At 71.3% G+C, this 20,175-nt stretch carries 21 protein-coding genes; 11 read left to right on the forward strand and 10 right to left on the reverse strand.

What is annotated here, in order from left to right; translation table 11 throughout:
- Positions 1-22 precede the first annotated feature (22 nt).
- From AV521_RS32980 to AV521_RS32990, 3 genes are all read left to right on the forward strand, one after another.
- Entirely contained in the window at positions 23-706 is a 684-nt protein-coding gene (locus tag AV521_RS32980) for a hypothetical protein (protein WP_076093661.1), read from the forward strand.
- Positions 707-782: 76 nt separating this feature from the next.
- Positions 783-1,577: an AfsR/SARP family transcriptional regulator gene (locus tag AV521_RS32985; protein ID WP_076093663.1), complete on the forward strand. Its 795-nt coding sequence runs from the start codon at positions 783-785 to the stop codon at positions 1,575-1,577.
- A 179-nt stretch (positions 1,578-1,756) separates the two neighbouring features.
- Complete coding sequence (locus AV521_RS32990; RefSeq protein WP_076093665.1) at positions 1,757-4,807, forward strand: BTAD domain-containing putative transcriptional regulator; 3,051 nt, start codon at positions 1,757-1,759, stop codon at positions 4,805-4,807.
- Positions 4,808-4,879: 72 nt separating this feature from the next.
- On the opposite strand, the gene AV521_RS32995 is transcribed toward AV521_RS32990, so the two are convergent.
- The 4 genes from AV521_RS32995 to AV521_RS33010 all read right to left on the reverse strand — a co-directional run bounded on the left by AV521_RS32995 (position 4,880) and on the right by AV521_RS33010 (position 7,078).
- Positions 4,880-5,101, reverse strand: a complete 222-nt coding sequence (locus AV521_RS32995; protein WP_076093667.1) for a hypothetical protein — start codon at positions 5,099-5,101, stop codon at positions 4,880-4,882.
- A gap of 519 nt (positions 5,102-5,620) precedes the next feature.
- Positions 5,621-6,163 (reverse strand): trans-aconitate 2-methyltransferase, encoded by a 543-nt coding sequence (locus tag AV521_RS52875; RefSeq protein ID WP_371917087.1) that lies wholly within the window; start codon positions 6,161-6,163, stop codon positions 5,621-5,623.
- Positions 6,069-6,383 (reverse strand): AzlD domain-containing protein, encoded by a 315-nt coding sequence (locus AV521_RS33005; RefSeq protein ID WP_076093669.1) that lies wholly within the window; start codon positions 6,381-6,383, stop codon positions 6,069-6,071. Before AV521_RS33005 ends, AV521_RS52875 begins: the two co-directional genes overlap by 95 nt.
- The gene (locus AV521_RS33010) at positions 6,380-7,078 is read right to left on the reverse strand and encodes an AzlC family ABC transporter permease (protein WP_076093671.1); all 699 of its coding nucleotides are present in this window, start codon (positions 7,076-7,078) and stop codon (positions 6,380-6,382) included. Before AV521_RS33010 ends, AV521_RS33005 begins: the two co-directional genes overlap by 4 nt.
- A 71-nt stretch (positions 7,079-7,149) precedes the next feature.
- Between AV521_RS33010 and AV521_RS33015 the strand changes: the two genes are divergently transcribed.
- Positions 7,150-7,722: a helix-turn-helix domain-containing protein gene (locus AV521_RS33015; RefSeq protein ID WP_076093673.1), complete on the forward strand. Its 573-nt coding sequence runs from the start codon at positions 7,150-7,152 to the stop codon at positions 7,720-7,722.
- A 129-nt stretch (positions 7,723-7,851) separates the two neighbouring features.
- Here AV521_RS33015 and AV521_RS33020 read toward each other — a convergent pair whose 3' ends face one another.
- On the reverse strand, positions 7,852-8,055 hold the full coding sequence (locus tag AV521_RS33020; protein ID WP_023547521.1) for a cold-shock protein: 204 nt from the start codon (positions 8,053-8,055) through the stop codon (positions 7,852-7,854).
- A 286-nt stretch (positions 8,056-8,341) separates the two neighbouring features.
- Between AV521_RS33020 and AV521_RS33025 the strand changes: the two genes are divergently transcribed.
- Together AV521_RS33025 and AV521_RS33030 are read left to right on the forward strand one after the other, a co-directional pair.
- On the forward strand, positions 8,342-9,190 hold the full coding sequence (locus tag AV521_RS33025) for a menaquinone biosynthetic enzyme MqnA/MqnD family protein (RefSeq protein ID WP_076093675.1): 849 nt from the start codon (positions 8,342-8,344) through the stop codon (positions 9,188-9,190).
- 182 nt (positions 9,191-9,372) lie between these two features.
- Complete coding sequence (locus AV521_RS33030) at positions 9,373-11,076, forward strand: serine/threonine-protein kinase (protein WP_076093677.1); 1,704 nt, start codon at positions 9,373-9,375, stop codon at positions 11,074-11,076.
- Positions 11,077-11,093: 17 nt separating this feature from the next.
- Here the strand turns inward: AV521_RS33030 and AV521_RS33035 are convergent, their stop codons facing one another.
- Complete coding sequence (locus AV521_RS33035; protein ID WP_305965204.1) at positions 11,094-11,927, reverse strand: hypothetical protein; 834 nt, start codon at positions 11,925-11,927, stop codon at positions 11,094-11,096.
- A gap of 415 nt (positions 11,928-12,342) precedes the next feature.
- Between AV521_RS33035 and AV521_RS33040 the strand changes: the two genes are divergently transcribed.
- From AV521_RS33040 to AV521_RS33055, 4 genes are all read left to right on the forward strand, one after another.
- A complete protein-coding gene (locus AV521_RS33040) occupies positions 12,343-13,248 on the forward strand; it encodes an A24 family peptidase (RefSeq protein WP_076093681.1) in 906 nt (301 codons plus the stop codon).
- Positions 13,249-13,417: 169 nt separating this feature from the next.
- Positions 13,418-14,617 carry a cyclic dehypoxanthinyl futalosine synthase gene (mqnC, locus tag AV521_RS33045; RefSeq protein WP_076093683.1) on the forward strand — a complete coding sequence of 400 codons (1,200 nt, stop codon included), beginning with the start codon at positions 13,418-13,420 and terminating at the stop codon, positions 14,615-14,617.
- A gap of 7 nt (positions 14,618-14,624) precedes the next feature.
- Positions 14,625-15,224, forward strand: a complete 600-nt coding sequence (locus tag AV521_RS33050) for a hypothetical protein (RefSeq protein WP_076093685.1) — start codon at positions 14,625-14,627, stop codon at positions 15,222-15,224.
- Between the two features lie 109 nt (positions 15,225-15,333).
- Positions 15,334-16,029 (forward strand): demethylmenaquinone methyltransferase, encoded by a 696-nt coding sequence (locus AV521_RS33055; protein ID WP_076093687.1) that lies wholly within the window; start codon positions 15,334-15,336, stop codon positions 16,027-16,029.
- Between the two features lie 62 nt (positions 16,030-16,091).
- On the opposite strand, the gene AV521_RS33060 is transcribed toward AV521_RS33055, so the two are convergent.
- Positions 16,092-16,400, reverse strand: a complete 309-nt coding sequence (locus AV521_RS33060) for a PASTA domain-containing protein (RefSeq protein WP_076093689.1) — start codon at positions 16,398-16,400, stop codon at positions 16,092-16,094.
- 109 nt (positions 16,401-16,509) lie between these two features.
- Positions 16,510-17,028: a GNAT family N-acetyltransferase gene (locus tag AV521_RS33065; RefSeq protein WP_076093801.1), complete on the reverse strand. Its 519-nt coding sequence runs from the start codon at positions 17,026-17,028 to the stop codon at positions 16,510-16,512.
- Positions 17,029-17,125: 97 nt separating this feature from the next.
- Here AV521_RS33065 and AV521_RS33070 point away from each other — a divergent pair, with 97 nt between their 5' ends.
- The gene (locus AV521_RS33070) at positions 17,126-18,418 is read left to right on the forward strand and encodes a geranylgeranyl reductase family protein (protein ID WP_076093691.1); all 1,293 of its coding nucleotides are present in this window, start codon (positions 17,126-17,128) and stop codon (positions 18,416-18,418) included.
- 28 nt (positions 18,419-18,446) lie between these two features.
- On the opposite strand, the gene def is transcribed toward AV521_RS33070, so the two are convergent.
- Together def and AV521_RS33080 are read right to left on the reverse strand one after the other, a co-directional pair.
- Positions 18,447-19,073 (reverse strand): peptide deformylase, encoded by a 627-nt coding sequence (def, locus tag AV521_RS33075; protein ID WP_076093693.1) that lies wholly within the window; start codon positions 19,071-19,073, stop codon positions 18,447-18,449.
- Positions 19,074-19,223: 150 nt separating this feature from the next.
- Positions 19,224-20,024, reverse strand: coding sequence for a C40 family peptidase (locus AV521_RS33080; protein WP_079249517.1), 801 nt, complete (start codon positions 20,022-20,024; stop codon positions 19,224-19,226).
- Positions 20,025-20,175: the final 151 nt, after the last annotated feature.

Genomic DNA, 20,175 nt, shown 5'->3' on the forward strand with positions numbered 1-20,175 from the left:
ACTTCGTCCCCCGAGCAGAGGCATGAAAGAACACAACGACGTACGCCGGATCTTCCTGCTCAACCCGGACCACCGCCTCCTCCGGGAGGCCGCGCACGCCGGTGTCCAAGTGCGCTCGGCCCGGGCCGACTTCCGCGACGAACGGGCCCTTCACGCCGTACTGGACGAGGCCGCGGCGGCGGGGTTGTTCGTCAACCCCGCCCGCTCCCTCGCACTGCTCGCGGACCCTGAGGCCGTACGGCGGCTGGTCCGCGACAGCCGGCTCTCACCCGAGCCCGACCTCGACGACGCCGAGCCCGACGTGAGCGCGACACGACTGAGCGTGGAGACGCTGAGCGTGCACGGTATGCATCAGGCCGTGGGGATCACGGCCCGTACGCCGCACGGGCTGTTGCATCCCGCCCCGCTGACGGAGGACGCGGCCGCCGAGGTGCGGGCCGCGGTGACCGCGCTGCTGGATCTGACCGGGTACCAGTACGGCCCGGCGCACACCAGCGTCGTACTCACCGCGCGGGGTCCGGTGATCACCGGGTGCCGGGCGGGGCTCGCGCCGGACCCGGTGCCCGAACTGCTCAAGGAGGCCACGGGGTTCGATCTGGTGGCCGGAGCCCTGGAGGTGCTGGCCGGACGGCTGGTGGACACGGCCCGGCGGGTGACGCCGCTGACGGCGCTGGTCACCGGGAACGGATCGGGAACGAACCGGTAGAGCCTGACCGCACTGTTGCTATGTCGCCGGAAGAAGGACGACGACGCCAGCGACGTCAACAGGAGGCGGAGTCAGGATGCTGAAGTTCTCGATCCTCGGGGCACTGCAGATCCGTACCGTGTCCGGTCCTGCGGAGATCTCCGGTGACCTGCAGCGCACCCTCGTGCAGACGCTGCTCGTCAGTGAGGGGCAGGCGGTGTCCGGGGAGAGCCTCGCCGAGGAGATGTGGGGCGAGGCCGTACCCGACAACCAGGCCAACGCGCTGCAGGCGCACGTCAGCCGGCTGCGCCGCAAGCTGCGCGGGCTGGAGCCGGACCGGGCCGCTTCGCGGGTGACCATCCATCCTTCCGGTTACCGGCTGACCGTGGGCGAGGGCGAGCTGGACGCCGCCGAGTTCGTGCGGGCCGTACGGCAGGCCGAGGCGGCCTTCCCGGACGACGCGGCGTGCACGGCCCGGCTGCTGAGGGACGCGCTGGCGTGGTGGCGGGGGCCGGTGTTCGGGGGGTTCACGGGCGGGACACTGTGCCAGCTGGCGGGGGCCCGGTACGAGGAGTACCGGATGCGGGCGATGGAGCTGCGGTTCGACGCGGAGCTGAGGCTCGGTCGGCATGCCGCCGTGCTCGCGGAGCTGGCCGAGGCGCACACCAACCACCCCCTGCGGGAGCGGTTCTGCGAGCAGTTGATGGTCGCCCTGTACTGCGCGGGACGGCAGGCGGACGCCCTCGACGTGTTCCGCCGGATGCGGCACCTTCTGGACGTCGAGCTGGGCATAGAGCCGTCTCCGGCGCTGCGCCGGGTGGAGCACGCGATCCTCTGCCACGACCCGGCCCTGGCGGGCGATGCGCGCACGACCCTCCTCCAGCTCGCGTGAAGATGGTTAGCTGTCCGGGGCCGAGTGTTGCGCAAGCGCGTTCGAGCGGTGCGCCGAGGCGGCCGTGCGGTGCGCCAGGACGACGGAATCACCTCCTCCGCGCTGCTCGTTCGGGTACAACCTAGGTGGTCCCGAGCATCTCGGGCCTGGGGGTGAGACGGGGCGGAGGGGACGACTTCGTGGAATCGGCGGCATCGGGTCGTCCTGTCGTACGGTTCAACATCCTCGGGCCGCTGGAGGGCTGGCACGACGGGCACCGGCTGCGGCTCGGCAGCCCGACGCACGAACGTGTCCTGGTCACGCTGCTGCTGGAGCCGGGGCGCATGGTGCCGGTGTCCCGGCTGATCGCCGCCGCCTGGGACGACGAGCCGCCGCAGACCGCCGGCCACCAGATCCGCAAGGCCGTTGCCGCGCTGCGCACCCGTGTCCCGGACGGCGCCGCGGTGATCGTCACCGACGGCGCCGGATACCGGGCAGTCCTCGGCGAACCCCAGCTGGATCTGCACGAGTTCGGCCAGTGGGCCCGCCAGGCCCGGCAGGCGGTCGCCGACGGCCGGCCCGCCGAGGCGGTCGGGCATCTGCGGGCCTGCCTGGACCTGTGGCGCGGGCCGGTCATGGCGGGTGGCGGCGGCGCGGTGATCTCGGCGGCCTCGGCGGCGCTGGAAGAGCGGCACATGGCGCTCGCCGAGCAGTACTTCGAGCTGCAGCTCGAACTCGGCCAGTCGACCGAACTCGTCGGCCCATTACGGGAATTGGTCACCGCGCATCCGCTGCGGGAGACACTGCGCGGCCGGCTGATGGTCGCCCTGTACCGGGCGGGCCGGCAGGCGGAGGCGCTGGAGGAGTTCGGCCGGGTGCGCGCGCTGCTCGTGGAGGAGCTGGGCATCGACCCGGGCGCCGAACTGACCCGGCTGTACGAGGCCATCCTGCGCGACAGCCCCGAAGTCGCCCCGCGCGTCCCGCAGTCCGTGTCCGACCGCGCGGCCCACCTCGCACCCGCCGCCTACCTTCAGCCGTCCCCGTCCGAGCCCGCGCCCTGCACCCTGCCGTACGACCTTCCCGACTTCACCGGGCGGGAACACGAGCTGGCACGGATCCTTGAGGTGGGGCGGGCTCCGGCGGGCGGCCGGAGCACCCGGATCGTCGGCATCGACGGGATGGGCGGCAGCGGCAAGAGCGCGCTGGCCGTGCACGCCGCGCATCTGCTCGCCGCCGACTATCCGGACGGGCAGCTCTTCGTTGACCTGCGCGGGTTCAGCCCCGGCGAGAAGGCGCAGGAGCCGGGGGCGGTGCTGCACTCGTTGCTGCGTTCCGTCGGCGTGCCGGACGACCGGATACCGGACGACCTGGAGCGTCGTACGACCGTCTGGCGAACCGTTTCCGCACAGCGGAAGCTGCTGCTCCTCCTCGACAACGCCGCCGACGCCGCGCAGGTACGGCCGCTGCTGCCCGCCTCCGAGGACTGCCTGGCCATCCTCACCGGCCGGGTCCGGATGCTCGACCTGGACGGCGCCGAATGGCTCAGCCTGGGACTGCTGTCGGCCGAGGACAGTGCCACCCTGCTCACGAGGATGCTCGGCGCCGACCGTACGACCGCCGAACCCGGGGCCACGGCCCGGCTGGCCCAGCTGTGCGGCGGACTGCCCCTCGCCCTGCGCATCACCACCGCCCGGCTGCGCAACCGCCCCCGCTGGACGGTGCAGTATCTGGTCGACCGGCTCGTCGACGAGACGCGGCGACTGCGCGAACTGAGCGCGGGGGAGCGCAGCGTGGAGGCCACACTCCGGCTGTCGTACCAGGCGATGGAGGAGAGCCAGAGGGTGGCTTTCCGGTTGCTGGGCCTGCACCCCGGCAGCGCGATAGACGTCCAGTCGGCGGCAGCCCTGCTCGGCACGGACGTCCACGACACCGAGGACACCCTGGAGAACCTCCTCGACGCCCATCTCCTGGAGCAGCACGAGGCGGGGCTGTACGGCTTCCACGACCTGGTGCGCACATACGCGATGAGCGTGCGGGAGGCCGAGGACGACGAGGAGGGCGCGGTCGAGCGCCTGGTGTCGTACTACCTGCTGGCCACCGACCAGGCCAGCCACGCGCTCTTCCCCGGCCGGGAGCGTTTCGGCGAGCCCCCGCCCGCCGGCGTGTCGGAACTGCCCCGCCTGGACACCGACGCACGGGCGCTGGGCTGGTACGACCGCGAGTACGAGGCGCTGTTGTCGATCGTCAACCGCGCGAGTGCGCAGGGCCTGCACCGCCCGGCCGTGCTCCTCGCCCGCAATCTCCTGTTCTACCTGGACCTGCGCGGCCGCTACGAGGAGTTCCGGGTGGTCAGCCGGATCGCGGTCGACGCCGGCCGGCGGCTCGGCGACCTGGCACTTCTCAGCCTCAGCATGGGCAACCTGGCCGTGGCCCACTGGTGGCTCGGCGACTTCCAGGACGGCATCAGCACCGCCCGCGAGGCCCTGGAACTGACCGACGTCAACGACCTCCGTTCGGTGGCGCACTGCACCGACGTGCTCGGCTTGTTGTACGGGGCGGTGGGCCAGTTCGACGACGCCCGAGTCCACCTGGCCAAGGGCATCGCCCTGCACCGGGAACTGGGCGCGCCCGGACTGGAGGCCATCGCCCTCGCCAACCTCGGCACCGTGGAGACCTGGGCGGGCCACTATGCCGACGGCGCGCGCTACGCGGCCCAGGCCACCGAGCTGAACCGGAGCCTGGGCGAGCGCAACAACGAGATCTCCTCGCTGACCTGGCTGGCCCTGGCCCACCTCGGCTCCGGCGAGGACGAGCGGGCGCGGGCCTGCCTGGCCCAGGCCCTCGAACTGTGCGACGAGTCCCGCAAGCCCGGGAACGTGGCCTTCGTCCTGGCCCACTGGGCACGGATCTGCCAGCGCCTCGGCGAGACGCGCTCGACCGCCGAGCACGCCGAGCGCGCACTGGACCTGGTCTCCGCCGAGGGCACGGCCCTGCGGCAGGCGGCCGTGGTGAACGTGGTCGGCGTGGTCCACCTGCGCGGCGGCGCCCCCGACCGGGCCAGGGAGCTGTACCGGCACGCCTACGAACTGGCCTCCCGCCTTGGCTACCGCATCGAGATCGCCCGCGCTCTGCAGGGCATGGCGGAGTCGGCCGAGGCCCTGGGCGAGCGGGAGGAGGCGCTCCGGTGCCACCGGGAGGCGGAGAAGCTGTACGACGCGATGGGAGTGACGGAGGCGGGACGGCGGCTGTAGGCGATCGCGTACCCCCATGAGAAACGGCACCGGCGGGGCGTGCCCCTGGCCGGTGCCGTCGAGCCGGCGCGGTCAGGAGTGGACGAGGGCCGGAGGCTTGTCGTCCGCCAGGGCCGGGCCGGTGTGCGTGGTGCCCGTCCCGTGGGTCCCGTTGCCGGACAGGTCGGAGGCGATCTGCACCAGGTCGTGCTCCACGGCGGCCGCCGGTCCGGCCGCCGCGCTGCCGAGCGTCAGAACACCCGCGCCGGCGAGCGCGACCAGAACCGTCTTCGTACGCAGTGCGATGGTGCGCATAGGTAGTCCCCCAGGAATGAGACGGATCGGAACAGGTGGCTCAGAGCAGGCGGATCAGGGCGGACGGATCGCGACGGACGGACCGTTACGGACGGACCGCTACGGACGGACCGTTACGAACGGACCGTTACGGACGGACCGTTACGGACGGACCGCAACGGACGACCTGATCCGACGATCCGGATCAGGCGACCCCGATCCGACGACTCTGATCCGATGACTCTGATGCGGTCGCCGGGGCTTCTCCCCAGCGCCGCGACCGATGCTCTTGGGCGCCGATCCCCATGCCGTCCCCGCTGGTTCCCGGAGCAGGTCGGGCCACCGGTACTCCTGGATTCAAGCGATTTTCGAGCGACTCTCAAGCGCGTGTCGAGTCGCTGCCGGGTCAGGCGTCCTCGGTGGGCTTCTGGGCGAGCAGGAAGTCCCGCGGGACCTGCGAGACGGATTCGGAGCGGTGCCCCGCAGGGTTCGCGAGTCGTACGCGATCCGAGGGCGAACCCGGCGGCCGTGAGCAGCTCCTCACCGGCCTGAGAGGCGAGGAGAAGATGCCGGTCGGGGCACTGGTGCACACCGAGAGCACGCACCGGACGCCGCTCCTTGACGGGCAGGCGCGTCCGCGCGGCCAGGGGGCGGCATCGAGCCCTGCTCGAACCGAAGTTGCGGACTCTCGCGCTGGGCGACGGCGAGCAGGGAAGCGGACGGATCGATCCCGAAGACGTCGAGTCGGAGGGAGCCGAGATGGGCGGTGACGGCGCCGGGCCCACACCCAAGGTTCCCCACGCCCACCCGCACCCGCACTCGGGAACTCCGGGTATCTTTCGCGGCGCCGTGGGTCGCAGAGCCCCGCCTCGCGACCCACGGCCACTCCGGACAGGGACTTTCGGTCAAGCGAGTCGGGCGGACGGGTGGGCGGGCGATGAGGGTGAGGAAAGTCCGGGCAGCCGCCGCAACGCCGTGGGCGCAGCGCTCAGCTGAACCCCGCCAGCCGCAGCAGCGCGGTGGTCCCAGCCGCCCCCACGACCACCACCACGAACGGCGCCCTCCGCCACGCCAGCGCCACACCCACCAGCACCCCGGCCGGCCGAGCCCACCCCGCGAAACCCCCGCCCTCGGCCAACGCCCCCGTGGCCAGCAGCGCGACCAGCAGCACGACGGCCCCGGCGGAGGCCAGCTCCTCCACCCGGGCCGGTATCTCGACCCGCCCCCGCAGCACCGGCCCCACCAGCCGAAAGGCATACGTGCCCAGAGCCAGCACCAGAATCAGGACAACGGTGGCGTTCACGATCCGGCCTCCAGGGACCGTCGGCGGTACAGAAACAGCCCGGCCAGGGCGACCAGCACCGGCACCCCGGCCGGCACCGCGGGCGTCACCGCCAGGGCCAGGGCGCCGCCGGCCACCGCACACCGCCGTACCACCGCGTCCGCCCGCACCGACGGCAGCACCAGAGCCACCAGCACCGCGGGGAACGCCGCATCCAGCCCGTACCGCGCCGTGTCACCGAGCGCCCGCCCGGCCATGGCCCCGGCCAGCACCCCGATGTTCCACACGGCGAACAGACCGAGTCCGGAGATCCAGAACGCCCTACGCCGTCGTACCGGGTCGGGCTGTGCGAGAGCGAAGGCGACCGTCTCGTCGGTGACCAGATGCGCGCCGAGAAAGCGAGCCGTACGCCCAGGCCCGAGGATCTCCGCCACGGCCAGACTGAAGGCCGCCGTCCGGGTGTTCAGCAGCAGCCCCGTGGCCGCCGCGGCGGCCGGCCCGCCCCCGGCGATCAGCACACCGACCGCGCTGAACTGGGCCGATCCGGCATACACCACCAGCGACATCAGCACCGGCACCCACACTGGCAGCCCACCGGCGACGGACACGGCACCGAAGGAGACACCCACGATGCCGCTGGCCAGCCAGACCAGCGAGCTGTCACGGACGAGCGAGGCATCACCGGGCGAGGCAATGGTTCGTTGCAGCGAACGCATGTTTTCTAGACTGGACATGAACGGCCCGGTTCGTCAAGGCGAACGATCGTACCGATGGAGCGAACGACGACATGAGTGACAGATCCACGGCACCCGGCAAGCTCCCGATGGAGTGGATCGCCGCGTCCCTCAAACGGGAACGCACCCGCGCCGGCCTGTCCCTGTCGGAGCTGGCCAAGCGCGCGGGAATCGCGAAGTCCACGCTGTCCCAACTGGAGGCCGCGAGCGGCAACCCGAGCGTGGAGACGATCTGGGCGCTGGGCGTCGCGCTGGGGGTCCCGTTCAGCGTGCTGGTGGAGCCGCCGACCCCCAGCGTCCAGGTGATCCGCGCCGGCCAGGGCCCGGCGGTCGCCTCCGAGCAGGCCAGCTACGTCGGCACCCTGCTCTCGGCGAGCCCTCCCGGGGCCCGGCGGGACATCTACCAGATCCGCGCCGAACCGGATTCGGTGCGCGCGGCGGAACCGCACAACCCGGGCACGGTGGAACACCTGATCGTCGCAACGGGCCGGGTGAAGGCGGGACCGGCCGGGGAAGAGGTCGAACTCGGACCCGGCGATTACATGACCTATCGGGGGGACGTCGCTCACTCGTACGAGGCACTGGCCCCGGACACGGCCTTCATCCTCGTCATGCAGCACACGTAGAGATCGCGGAGAATTCGCCGAGAATTCACGGGGAGGCGGGCGACCGCAAGGGGAAAGGCAGGAGCCCCGTCGCCGGAACGGCGCGGGGCTCCTTGGGTACTGCTCTCAGGTTCTGCGATCAGGCAGTGATCAGGCGGGGGTGACGTTCTCCGCCTGCGGACCCTTCGGGCCCTGCGTCACGTCGAAGGTCACCTGCTGGTTCTCTTCGAGCGAACGGAAGCCGTTCGCGTTGATCGCGGAGTAGTGAACGAAGACGTCGGGGCCGCCGCCCTCCTGGGCGATGAAGCCAAAGCCCTTTTCGGCGTTGAACCACTTAACGGTTCCGGTAGCCATAAGCCCTCCTTGGGCTCAAAAGGGTTGCCCTGCTCCAGAACCTGCAAGTGCGAAACGGTGCTGCACAACTGCATTCGTCTGAAAACGACGAGAGCCCGCGGTCACATGCTCCGCAGGCTCTGTACTGCAAGGGAAACCAAACTGCAACTTGCGGCGAGCCTAGCACGGGGGCGGCCGAAAGCAATAGAGGTCAAGATCACTTCACCCGGATGTTTGAACGGCCGTTGGGCCAATTGACGGCGGGGTCGGTCCCGGCACCGTACCGCACGGGGTCTAGTGTCGCGATGTGGACAATGCTCGCACCCGGCCGCGCGTCGGCCACATCCAGTTCCTGAACTGCCTGCCCCTCTACTGGGGGCTCGCGAGAACCGGCACCCTCCTCGACTTCGAGCTGACCAAGGACACCCCGGACAAGCTCAACGAGATGCTGGTGCAGGGCGAGCTCGACATCGCGCCCATCACCCTGGTCGAGTTCCTCAAGCACGCGGACGAACTGGTCGCCTTCCCCGACATCGCCGTCGGCTGCGACGGCCCGGTGATGTCCTGCGTGATCGTCTCGCAGCTCCCGCTCGACCGGCTGGACGGCGCCAAGGTCGCCCTCGGCTCGACCTCCCGCACCTCGGTCCGGCTCGCCCAGCTCCTGCTCGCCGAGCGTTACGACGTCCAGCCCGACTACTACACCTCCGCACCCGACCTCAGCCTGATGATGCAGGAGGCCGACGCCGGCGTCCTCATCGGCGACGCCGCGCTGCGCGCCAACCTCCACGACGGGCCGCGCTACGGCCTCGACGTCCATGACCTCGGTGCGCTGTGGAAGGAGTGGACGGGCCTGCCGTTCGTCTTCGCGGTGTGGGCCGTACGCCGGGAGTACCTGGAGCGCGAACCGGTCCTCACCCGCAAGATCCACGAGGCCTTCCTCGAATCCCGCAACCTCTCCCTGGAGGAGGTCGGCAAGGTCGCCGAGCAGGCGGCCCGCTGGGAGGCCTTCGACGAGGCGACCCTTGCGCAGTACTTCACCACCCTCGACTTCAGCTTCGGCACCCCGCAGCTGGCGGCCGTCGCCGAGTTCGCCCGCCGCGTCGGCCCGACGACCGGCTTCCCGGCGGACGTGAAGGTGGACCTGCTGCAGCCGTGAGCCCACGTCACTAGGCTTCTGCCCGACACACGTCGGGTAGGGACCTCGGGGTCACCGCCCGTGGGGAACACCCGACGGGCGCCGGGGACCGAAGTCGTCGAAGTCAAGGCAGCCGTCGGAGTGAAGGCAGCCGTCGGAGTCAAGGCAGGCGTCGGAGTTATCGGCGTTGGGGGGAGCGCGCCATGCAGCCGCTGGACGTGGACGAGCCGGCCGCCGTCGGGCCCTACCGGCTGCTCGGCCGGCTCGGCTCCGGCGGCATGGGCCGGGTCTACCTCGGCCGCAGCGCGGGCGGCCGTACCGTCGCCGTGAAGATCGTCCACCCGCACTTCGCCCTGGACGAGGAGTTCCGCGCCCGCTTCCGGCGCGAGGTGGCGGCCGCCCGCCGGGTCGGCAGCGCCTGGACCGCGCCGGTCCTGGACGCGGACCCGGACGCCCCGGTGCCCTGGGTCGCCACCGCCTACGCGGCCGGCCCGTCCCTCGCCGCGGCCGTCACCGACACCGGCCCGCTGCCCGCGCACACCGTACGGGCCCTGGGCGCGGGCCTCGCCGAGGCGCTGACGACCGTCCACGAACTGGGCCTGGTCCACCGGGACGTGAAGCCGTCGAACGTCCTCCTCACGCTGGACGGCCCCCTCCTCATCGACTTCGGCATCGCGCGGGCCATGGACGGTACGGCGTCCCTGACGTCGACCGGTGTCTCGGTCGGTTCCCCCGGCTACATGGCACCCGAACAGATCCTCGGCAAGGGAGCCACAGGCGCCGCGGACGTCTTCTCCCTGGGAGCGGTCCTCACTTACGCGGCCACCGGTGAACCCCCCTTCCGCGGCGACTCCTCGGCCGCACTGCTCTACAAGGTCGTCCACGAGGAGCCCGAACTCGGCCCCCTCAGCGGCGAGTTGCACGAGGTGGCGGCAGCATGCCTGACCAAGGACCCGGCCGCCCGCCCCACCCCCGCCGACCTGAGCCGCCGCCTCGCCCCCGAGGGCGCCGCCCGCCTGATCACCGGTGGCTGGCTGCCGGGCCCCCTGGTGGAACAGGTCAGCCGCAGCGCCGTACACCTGCTCAACCTGGACACGGGCGAGATACCCCACTCGGGCCCGGTGCCCTTCGACACCCCTGCGAAGACGGAGCCCCCGGCCCCGGCGTCGGCCGCGTCTGCCACTGGAGCCGGTGTCTTCGGGCCTCCGCCCGTGATGAACCCGGCGGAACCGCCGCCCACACCGCCCGGGGAACCCACCGTCGTGCCCGCGCAGCGTGACGCACCTCCACCCGGCCGGGTCTCCGTCAGCATGGCGGCGGCCGCCACGCCGGTGGAGGGCGCCCGCGGCCGCCGGCTGAGCTGCACGGTCGTACTGGCGGTCGCCGGAGCGCTGGCCGTCGGCGCCCTGGGCCTCGGCGCACTACTGCGCCCCTGGTCCCAACAGAACGAGGACAAGGGCGCAGGCACCGCCCCCTCCCTCTCCCACGCGCCGACGGCGGCCTCCAGCGCGGCCACGGGCGGCACCGGCGCCCCGGACAACAGCCCCTCGCCCGGCACGATCCCGGCCCGCTACCTGGGCACCTGGGAAGGAACAGCCACCGGCCTCGGCGGCGCTGTGCCCATGGGCACCTTCCGGCTCACCGTCCGTCAGGCGGCGGTGGGCAAGGAGCTGGGACGACTCCGGCAGACCGACGCGATCGGCGGCGTGTGCACCGACGTCCTCACGCTGAAGGAGGTGACGAAGACACAGATCCTCGCTACATCGGTGGGCGCGGCGGACAACCCCGGACACTGCGTACCGACCCCGCACCAGGTGGAGTTGACGCCGGTCGGCGACGACCTGAAGTTCACGTCGGACAGTTCCGCCGAGGGCAACCCGGTGGCACGCCTGTCGAAGGTCGAATAGCACCTTCCGGGTCGGAATCAGGAGTCCGGCGAGGCCTTGTAGAGCCGTACCGTGGTGGCGATTTTCCGTATCGTCGCGTCCGGTACCTCGCCGGACACGTTCCTGGCGCCGAAGAACTGCCAGGAGACCAGGTCCCCCGCGCTGTTCTTGAAGGCGAAGACCCAGGACTTGCCGTCCGATGCGCACTTCGTCGACTTCTTCACGCCCACGGACCAGGCAGCGCCCAGAGTGCCCTTGAGGCCGGAGTTCGTGGTGAAGGCCTCGACGGTGCCGGTCTTCACCTTCGTCCTGTCCGGCTGGGTGTACGCCCCGTACACCCAGGTCTCCGGGTCGGAGCCGGCGATCTCCTGAGTACTTCGGTAACCGTTGTTGCCCCTCGTTCCCACCTGGGCCAGTGGAGTGTCCTCCACCGTGCCGTCCCGGTCGTCGTCCGAGGAACACCACTTCTTCTGCAGCATCGCGACATTGCGTATCGCGATGAGTATTTTGTCGTTGGGGTCCCCCTCCTTGGAGACATAGCTGGCCCAGCCGGCGGACTGGATCTCCCATTGGGCCGGGACATCGAACGCGATTCCCTGCTCCGGGTTCGTCAGGACCTTCCAGCCCTTGATCGTGGCGGCCTGGGTGTCGGAGCTCCGGGGATTGTCGGAACTCTGCGACGGGGAAGCGGTGTTGGTGGGCTTCGGATGAGGCCCGTCGTGCTTCCGGTTGCCGAGCACCAGGAATCCGGTGACGCCCGCTGCAAGCACGACGGCCGCCGCAGCGATGACGGCGACGACGCTGGTCCGGTTACGGCCGCCGCCCGTCGGCGGAGGCACGGGCGCACCGGCGGCCGGCTGCTGCGGGGGCATCTGCCAGGGCTGAGGCTGCTGATACGGATTCGGTCGGCCAGGACCGGGCTGCTGGTACGGGTTCGGCTGATGTCCGCTCGGGGGCTGCTGCGGGTTCTGGCTGCCCCTCGACGGCTGCTCTCCTGGCCACATGTGCCGTAACGATACGGCGGCCGTGTTCCGGGAGCGTGACCAGGGCATCCGGGACGTCACGGGAGTCGGCCGGAGTGACGGACCACGTCAACTCCCTTGCCTCCTCCGGCCACTGACCGGCCGGATGCCGGAGCAAGCGAAGGCCGCGCCCGACGGTTCCGGGTCATGGGAATTCTGTAGGCTCTCAGCACCCCAGCCCCACTTCCCCGTCTGTACGACTACGACCCAGGACATCAGCCATGGTGCGACGCGGCACATCAGGCCCGACGGTCGCCACCGCCGGATGAGCGCCGCACTGCTGTGGGCCCTCGCCGCGCTGTGGGGCACGGCGGCGGGCGGGCTGCTCCCCAGAGCCGCCTATCGTTTCGCCGTTCCGGTGGGGGAGGGCTGGCGAGATCGGTGCCCGCACGGGCATGCGCTCCGGGGCTGGCTCGGACCGGCGCGCTGCGGAGAGTGCGCACGGGGTGGCGCACGTCGTCCTCCTGAACCGCCCTACGCCACCGAGCCGTCGCATGCGGCCGAACCGCCGTACGCCGCCGAGCCGTCACGCGCGTGCCCCTCTCCCCCCACCGCCACCCCGCCCGGGGCCCTCTCCACCCCGCCCGGGGCCCTCTCCACCCCGCCCGGGGTCCCTTCCACCTCGGCGAAGGTCCCCTCCGCCCCGCTCCTCGCCCTCGCCACCGCCCTGACCTGTGCCGCTCTCGCCGCCGCCACCGGCGCCCGGCCGGAGCTGGTGGTCTGGCTGCTGCTCGCGCCCGTCGGGGTGTTGCTGGCCGTGATCGACTTCCGGGTGCAGCGGCTGCCCGACCCGCTGACCCTGCCGCTCGCCGTGGCCGCCCTCGCCCTGCTGGGCCTCGCCGCGCTGCTGCCCGGGCACGCCGGGCACTGGCTCACCGCGCTGTGCGGCGCCCTCGCCCTGGGCGTCGGCTATTTCGTGCTGTTTCTCATCAACCCGTCCGGCATGGGCTTCGGCGATGTGAAGCTGGCCGTCGGCATGGGCGCCGTACTCGGCTGGTACGGCTGGCCCACGGTCCTGCTCGGCGCCTTCGCCGGTTTCCTGCTCGGCGCGGTGTACGGGGGTGCGCTCGTCGTCGCACGGCGGGCCGGGCGCAAGACGGCGATCGCGTTCGGGCCGTTCCTGATCGCGGGGGCGTTCCTGGGGCTGCTCGCGGGGGCGTACGCGGCGTAGTGCGCAGGACGGACCGGACAGCCACGACGGCGGCGCTCTCCTGGACTGGATCGTCCTGGCCTGCCGCAGCCGCGTCCGGCCAGGGAGACCCGAGCCGGATCCGCGACGCCAAAGGCCCTGGCGTAGGCTGGTTCGGTCCGTCCACAACCCTTGACGAAAGGGACGCCCTGTGACCGAGAAGGCCGACCTCCAGTCTGTCCTCGACCGTGCCGCAGCCGGTGGGCGGATCACCCCGCAAGAGGCGCTCGACCTCTACCGCGACGCCCCTCTGCACGCGCTGGGCGCCGCCGCCGACGCCGTACGCCGCCGCAAGTACGCCGGCGTCGAGCACATCGCGACGTACATCATCGAGCGCAACATCAACTACACGAACGTGTGCGTCACGGCGTGCAAGTTCTGCGCCTTCTACGCGGCCCCCAAGGACAAGGACAAGGGCTGGACCCGCGACCTCGACGACATCCTGCGCCGCTGCGCGGAGACCGTCGAGCTGGGCGGCACCCAGATCATGTTCCAGGGCGGCCACCACCCGGACTACGGCGTCGAGTACTACGAGAAGCACTTCAAGGCCATCAAGGACGCGTTCCCGCAGCTGGTGATCCACTCCCTCGGCGCCTCCGAGGTCGAGCACATGGCCCGTATCTCCGGCGTCTCGGTCGAGGAGGCCATCACCCGGATCCACGAGGCGGGCCTCGACTCCTTCGCCGGCGCCGGCGCGGAACTCCTCCCCGAGCGCCCCCGCAAGGCCATCGCGCCCCTCAAGGAGTCCGGCGAGCGCTGGCTGGAGATCATGGAGACGGCGCACAGGCTGGGTGTGGAGTCGACGTCCACCATGCTGATGGGCACGGGCGAGACCAATGCCGAACGCATCGAGCACCTGCGCATGATCCGGGACGTCCAGGACCGCACGGGCGGCTTCCGGGCCTTCATCCCGTACACCTACCAGCCCGAGAACAACCACCTGAAGGGCCGCACCCAGGCCACGCTCTTCGAGTACCTGCGCATGATCGCGATCGCCCGCCTCTTCCTGGACAACGTCCGGCACATCCAGGGCTCGTGGCTCACCACCGGCAAGGAGGCCGGCCAGCTGTCGCTGCACTACGGCGCGGACGACCTCGGCTCGATCATGCTGGAGGAGAACGTCGTCTCCTCGGCCGGCGCCAAGCACCGCTCCAACCGCCTGGAGATCATCGACCTGATCCGCAAGGCGGGCCGCGTCCCGGCGCAGCGCGCCACGACGTACGAGCACCTGGTCGTGCACGACGACCCCGCGAACGACCCGGTCGACGACCGCGTGGTCTCCCACATCTCCTCCACGGCCATCGAGGGCGGCACGGCCCACCCCGAGCTGAAGCTGCTGGCGTCCAACTAGGCGCACCGTGCTGACACTTCACGTCGCCGAGCGGTCTCCCGAGACGGCGGTTCTGGTCGACGGGGCCTCCGTCGCCGCCGTCGGCCCGTACGAGGAACTGGCCGCCGCCGAGTCCCGGGCCAAGGTGCGGCGTTGGCCCGGCATCCTCACCCCGGGACTGCTGAACCCGTACGGTCCGGAGCTGCTGGAGGCCACCTACCACCCCGACCCCCGCGAGGCCGACGTCCTCGGCACCGAGCCCATCGGCGGGGAGCGGGCCCGGGAGATCTTCCGCGCCGATCCCGCACGCCTCGGCGCGAGCGCGCGACGCGGGGTGCAGCGGATGCTGGCGCACGGCACGGTGGCGGTGGCCGGGGAACTGCGGTCGCGCGCCGTGCTCGACGCGGTGCGCAGGGCCGGGCTCGCGGTGGGGCAGCGGCCCGACCGCCTTCCGGGCCCGGCGGCGCTGTCCCCGACCCCGCTGATCCTGCTGCCGCGGCTCGTCCCGGGCGGGCCCGCCCGCTTCGCCGTGTTCGACGTCGCGGACCGCGCCGAACTGGTCCGCCGCGGCGCCGGAACCTGTGTGGCGACCGTGATCGGCGGACGGTTGGTGTACCGGGGCCGCTGAACCCGGGGCACCGGACGGACTCGGGACCTTCGTCGGCCGGGCGGGCGCCGCGTGGGCGTAGCCGAGGGCGCTTCCGGGGTGCCGTACCCCCTGCTGCCACAATGGGCGGGTGACCCGCGCTTCCCTGAACAAGCAGCCGCACGAAGTCGCCTCGATGTTCGACGACGTGGCGGAACGGTACGACCTGACGAACGACGTGCTGTCGCTCGGCCAGGACCGGCGCTGGCGCAAGGAGGTGGCGCAGGCGGTCGACGCGCGCCCCGCCCAGAAGATTCTCGACCTGGCCGCCGGTACGGCCACCTCCTCGCTGCCCTTCGCGCGGACGGGCGCGTACGTCGTCCCCTGCGACTTCTCGCTCGGGATGCTCCAGGTCGGCAAGAAGAAGCACACCTGGCTGCCGTTCACGGCTGGCGACGCGACCAGGCTGCCGTTCAGGGACGACACCTTCGACGCCGTGACGATCTCCTTCGGGCTGCGCAACGTCCAGGACACGGACGCGGCCCTGCGCGAGATGTACCGGGTGACCCGGCCCGGCGGGCGCGTGGTGATCTGCGAGTTCTCGCACCCGACGTGGGCGCCGTTCCGCACCGTCTACACCGAGTACCTGATGCGGGCGCTGCCGCCGGTCGCCCGCGCGGTCTCCTCGAACCCGGACGCCTACGTCTACCTGGCCGAGTCCATCCGTGCCTGGCCCGACCAGCCCGCCCTCGCCGACCGGCTGCGCAAGGCGGGCTGGTCCAAGGTGGCCTGGCGCAACCTCACCGGCGGCGTGGTCGCACTGCACCGGGGCTTCAAGGAGAGCTGAGCCCCTTTTCGCCGGGCCTTTGCCGCCGAGCCCGTTTTGCCGTGCTCTCTTCCGGCCGAGGCTCAGCGGTTGATCATCTCGAAGGCGTCACCGGGCTCACCGAGTTCGCGTTGCATTCCGCCTGAGGGCGGCCGCGGGATGCGTGGCTCGCGCACGCCCCCGCCGCCCTCTCCCTCGCCGAAGTCGAACCAGACGTACACCATCGACTCCCGGGGCACCTCGGCGCCGGCCTGCGGGTACTGGCGTACGACGTAGTCGACGACCGTGAGGTGGAAGTCCGGGCGGTCGGGCGCGTTGAGGAACAGGCCCTGCGCCCGGGCCGTTTCGCGCGCGTCCACGGCCATCAGTCCGACCAGCCGCGGCACGCGCACTTCGGGTGTTTTGGGTGTTATGCGCACAGATGTCACCCCCAGCGGTACTGGAAGAGTAACCCCCGTGCGCCTCGGCCGGAAGGGATCGGTGTCTTTCTGTAACAGATGCTTACTGTGTGTGATTGAGTGTGAGTCGGAAGCAGAGGGCGCGCTCGTCCAGCGTGGGGTGCGGATAGGTCTCCGCCGGCTCCATGCCGAGCCGCCGGGTCACCGCGATCGACCGCTCGTTGCCGGGCCGGACCATCGCCACCACCTGCCGTACTCCGGCCGCCCGCACCCGCTGAAGCGTCTCGCGTGCGGCCGCGGTGACATGGCCCTTGCCCCAGTGCGCCCGTCCGAGCCGCCAGCCGATCTCTATCTCGCCGACCGGACCCCAGCCGGGCCGCCAGGGCTGCGCTCCGGTGAAGCCGATCACCTCGCCGGACTCGTCCAGCATGGTCCACAGACAGAAGCCGAGTTCCGCGTCGTGCCGCCGCTGCCGCGCGGTGAGTTCCTCGTAGACCGACAGCGGGGCCGGCCTGCCGCCGTAGAACTCCATGACCTCGGGGTCGCTGAAGACCCGGTGCCAGGCGATCGCGTCCTCATGGGTGGGGACGCGCAGCCGTACCGCGGGGAGGGGTCGGTTCACAGGGCAGCCCTTCAGCCGGGTGATCAATTCTGCTGAATAGACTGCCCATGTCCAGTGCCGGTCGGCACGCAGATTTCGAACTTGGGGAGATCCCGCCGTGACCGTCGTGAAGGAGCCCCTCTCCGAGAACACCGCCGATGTGATCGTCGTCGGCGCGGGGCCGGCCGGCTCCACCACCGCGTACCACCTCGCCAAGGCCGGTCTCGACGTCCTGCTCCTGGAGAAGACCGAGTTCCCGCGCGAGAAGGTCTGCGGCGACGGCCTCACCCCGCGCGCGGTGAAGCAGCTCGTGGCCATGGGCGTCGACATCTCCGAGGAGGCCGGCTGGCTGCGCAACAAGGGGCTGCGCATCATCGGCGGCGGCTCCCGACTTCAGCTGGACTGGCCGGATCTCGCCGCGTACCCGAACTACGGCCTCGTCCGCAAGCGCGACGACTTCGACGAGCAACTCGCCCGCAACGCCCAGAAGGCCGGCGCCCGCCTCTACGAGCGCTGCAACGTCTCCGGCCCCGTCCTCGACGACCGCACCGGCCGTATCGCCGGCGTCACCGCCAAGCTCGGCGAGGAGAAGCGCGAGGTCACCTTCCACGCGCCTTTGGTGGTGGCCGCCGACGGCAACTCCACCCGCCTGTCCCTCGCGATGGGCCTGCACCGCCGCGAGGACCGCCCCATGGGCGTCGCGGTCCGGACGTATTTCGAGAGCCCCCGCCACGACGACGACTACCTGGAGTCCTGGCTGGAGCTGTGGGACCGGCGCGGCCCCCAGGACCGGCTGCTGCCCGGCTACGGCTGGATCTTCGGCATGGGCGACGGCACGTCCAACGTCGGCCTCGGTGTGCTCAACACCTCCGCCGCCTTCAAGGAGCTGGACTGGCGCGAGATCCTCAAGGCCTGGTGCGCCTCCATGCCCGAGGACTGGGGCTACACCCCCGAGAACATGACCGGCCCCATCCGCGGCGCCGCCCTGCCCATGGCCTTCAACCGCCAGCCGCACTACACGCGCGGTCTGCTGCTGGTCGGCGACGCCGGCGGCCTGGTGAACCCCTTCAACGGTGAGGGCATCGCCTACGCCATGGAGTCCGGCCAGATCGCCGCCGACGTCGTCGTCCAGGCCCACGCGCGGGCCACGCCCGCCCAGCGCGAGATCGCCCTGCAGCGCTACCCGCGCGTCCTCAAGGACACCTACGGCGGCTACTACACGCTCGGCCGCGCCTTCGTGAAGCTCATCGGCAACCCCAAGGTCATGCAGATCGCCGCCCAGCGCGGCCTCACGCACCCGCTGCTGATGAAGTTCACCCTCAAGCTCCTCGCGAACCTCACCGACCCCACGGGCGGCGATGCGATGGACCGCATCATCAACGGCCTGAGCAAGGTGGCCCCGAAGGCGTGAGCCTCTTCCCGGGCCTCCAGAGCCTCTTCTAGGCCCGGCTCAGCTCCTCGGCCCGGGCGGCCCGGCGGGCGAACACCTCGTCCCGCCGGTCCGCCATCTGCCGCAGCGCGTCCTTTTTCTCCCGCTTGGAGAGCCGATCCAGGTACAGGTACCCGTTGGTGTGGTCGGTCTCGTGGATGAGGCAGCGCGCGAAGTACCCCGTGCCCTCGATGACGACCGGCCGGCCGTCCCTGTCCTGCCCGCGTACGACGGCCCGGTCCGGCCGCGGCACGGTCATCACGGCACCCGGCACCGACAGACAGCCCTCGCCCTCGTCCAGCAACCGCCGCCCGCTCGTGGGCGTTTCGAGCACCGGATTGACGATGTGCCCGACATGTCGGACACCGTCGTCATCGGGGCAGTCGTACACGAAGAGCCGTAGACCGACCCCGACCTGATTCGCCGCCAGTCCCGCCCCTTCGGCGACATACAGGGTGAGGAACATGTCGTCGATGAGTGCGGCGAGGTCGGGCCCGAACTCCGTGACGTCCCGGCACGGCTTGTGCAGGATCTCCTCGCCGACCTCGGTGATGCGGCGCACCGCACCGCGCCGGGCCTCGGGGGTGTGGCGGGGGTGGTAGTCGGCTGGCCTTCCCTGTACGAACACGCGTGGCATGGCGCGGTCTCCTTCGCTCGTGGACGGACCGCCGGACGGCGGCCCGTGCCGAGCTTGCCAGGGACCGCGCCCTGGTGTGCCGGGAACGACGCAAGGGCCGCTGCCCCGAGCGGCTGCGGCCCTACGCGCGTTGAGAGGCGCCTGGAGCGCTCAGAGCACCCGGACGGCGCCGGTCGGCGGGTCGTACGACAGCGGCTTCTCGACGATGCCGGTGGACGGGTTCTGCGCGCCGACGAACATGCCGTCGCCGACGTACACCGCTACGTGGTACGCGCTGCCCGCGCCGCCCCAGTAGAGGATGTCGCCCGGCTGCAGGTTGCTCAGCGAGACCTGCGTGCCGGAGGTCGACTGGTCCTGGGAGACGCGCGGCAGGCTGACGCCGATCTCCTTGAAGGCGGCCTGCACCAGGCCGGAGCAGTCGTAGGCGCTCGGGCCGGAGGCGCCCAGGACGTAGGACTTGCCGATCTGCGCCTTCACGAAGGAGATGACGGACGCGGCCGAACCGGTCGCCGTGGACGTGCTGCCGGAGTCCGACGTGGCGGAGAGCGTCGTCCGCTCCGCGTTGCGGGAGGCGCGGGCGGCGGCCTCCGTACGGGCGGCCTCGTCGGCCTTCTTCTTGGCCTCGGCGGCCTTCTGCTTGGCCTCGGCGAGGTCCGCCTTGGCCTGCTTCGCGGCGTTTGCGGCAGCCGCGTCACGCTCGGCCTGCAGCTGGTAGTTCGCGGCGGCCTGCTGGGTGGCGTCCGCGGACTTGGCAGCCTGAGCGGCCAGGTCGGCCGTCAGGGTGGGCAGTTCGAGGGTCTGCGTCACCGGCTCGGAGGCGTTCGCCGAGCCGGACGCCCCGGCGACTGCCAGGGAGCTGAGGACGCCACCGGCAACTCCGGCCCGCATCGCGAGGGACGACGCGCTGCGGCGGGGCTTCCGGTGGCTGCGTATGTGAGCGGTGTGGGACATGGGAACAACCGGTACCAGGGGCTCCTTCATATCTTCAAGAAACGTGTGCTGCGCCACAGTTGCTCAATCGAGACCGAGAATCCCGAGCGTGCCGCTCTTTATTGACGCCGTAACGGACATTGCGGACGTCGGTGATCAAGCCCTTGATCAC

Source organism: Streptomyces sp. IMTB 2501 (genome assembly GCF_001953885.1).
GTDB lineage: Bacteria > Actinomycetota > Actinomycetes > Streptomycetales > Streptomycetaceae > Streptomyces.